This is a genomic window from Pseudomonas sp. EGD-AK9, from assembly GCF_000465935.2.
GTDB lineage: Bacteria > Pseudomonadota > Gammaproteobacteria > Pseudomonadales > Pseudomonadaceae > Aquipseudomonas.
This window is the reverse complement of the sequence record NZ_AVOF01000524.1, coordinates 1-1,586: the sequence shown is the minus strand read 5'-3', so window position 1 is coordinate 1,586 and position 1,586 is coordinate 1. Positions and strand designations below refer to the sequence as shown.

General features: G+C 72.5%; 2 protein-coding genes. Both read right to left on the bottom strand.

What is annotated here, in order from left to right; genetic code table 11:
• Positions 1-760 (bottom strand): VWA domain-containing protein (locus N878_RS19965; protein WP_021445318.1); only part of this gene is annotated, 760 nt, incomplete at its 3' end.
• A partial coding sequence (locus N878_RS19960) for a VWA domain-containing protein (protein ID WP_021445317.1) occupies positions 757-1,586 on the bottom strand: 830 nt, incomplete at its 5' end. The genes N878_RS19960 and N878_RS19965, both read right to left, overlap by 4 nt.

Here is a 1,586-nt window from a genome sequence, read left to right as displayed (position 1 = left end):
GCGGGATGAGGATGGCGCCGCGCTCGTCCTTGAGGAAGCTGCCGTCCTCCTGCACCACCGGCGCGCCTTCGCGGCTGCCGATGCCGAGGATCAGCAGCGGTGTGGCACGGCGTTCCAGCGCCTGGCGGATGCCACTGCGTTCCTGCTCGTCGAGCGCGCTGGTGATCAGCAGCAGGCGGCCCTGGCCCAGTTGCGCCTGCTCGAGCAACTGCAGGCCGCGCGCCACGGCCAGGTCGGCGCGCCGGCCCGGTTCGGGCATCAGCGAGGGTTTGAGCGCTTCGAGCAGGTTGCGGCTGGTGGCCAGGTCGTCGGACAGCGGCACCAGGCTGTGCGCGCTGCCGGCGTAGACGATGATCGCGGTCTGCGCGTCGCGCCGGGCTTCGAGCAGGTCGAGCAGCTTGCGCCGGGCCTGTTCCAGGCGGTTCGGCGGGCCGTCCGCGGCGAGCATCTGCGGCGTCAGTTCGAGCAGCACCAGCAGCGGGTCGGCCGGCTTCTGGTTGCTCTGCTCGACGCGCTGCCAGCTCGGCCCGAGCAGCGCCAGCACGGCCAGCAGCCAGGCCAGGCCGAGGGCCAGCCAGGGCAGCCGGCTGCCACGGCCGTTGCCGCCCGCCAGCAGCGTCTGATGAAAGGCGGCCGGCAGCAGCAGCTGCCAGCGTCCGCTCTGCCGCTCGCGGTGCCACAGGCGCCACAGCAGCCAGACCAGCAGCGGCACCAGCAGCAGCCACAGCGGGCGCAGCCATTGCGGCCAGAGCAGGCTCATGCGCGCCTCCGCAGGCGTTGCGGCAGGTCCGGCCAGAGCGTGCGGCTGGCCAGCAGCAGGCTGCCGAGCAGTGCCAGGGCCAACGGCCAGGCATACAGCGCCCGGGCCGGGCGGGCCAGGGTGGGTTGCTGGGCGACCGGTTCGAGGCGATCCAGGGTCAGCTCGATCTGGCTCAGCTCGGCCTGGCTGCGCGCGCGGAAGTATTCGCCGCCGGTGGCGTCGGCGATGGCGCGCAGGCTGGTTTCGTCCAGGTCGAGGGTGCTGAAGCCGAGCGCACCGAGCACGCCGCTTTGCTGCGGATCGGCGCCGATGCCGATGGTGTAGATGCGCACGCCTTCCTCGGCGGCCAGTTGCGCGGCGGTCAGCGGTTCGATCTCGCCGCCGTTGTTGGCGCCATCGGTGATCAGCACCAGCACGCGGCTCTGCGCCGGGCGCTGGCGCAGGCGCTTGACGGCCAGGCCGATGGCGTCGCCGATGGCGGTGTTCTTGCCGGCGATGCCGATCAGCGCCTCGTCCAGCCAGGTGCGCACCGTGTGGCGGTCGAAGGTCAGCGGCGCCTGCAGGTAGGCCTGGCTGCCGAACAGGATCAGGCCGACCCGATCGCCGCGGCGGTCCTCGATGAAGTCGCCGAGCAGGCGCTTGACCAGTTCCAGGCGGCTGATCGGCTCGTCGTCCCAGAGCATGTCGGCGTAATCCATGGAGCCGGAGACATCCACCGCCAGCAGCAGGTCGCGGCCGCTGGCCGGCAGCGGCAGCGGCTCGCCGACCCATTGCGGGCGGGCTGCGGCGCACAGCAGCAGGAGCCAGAGCAGGGCCAGCGGCGCCT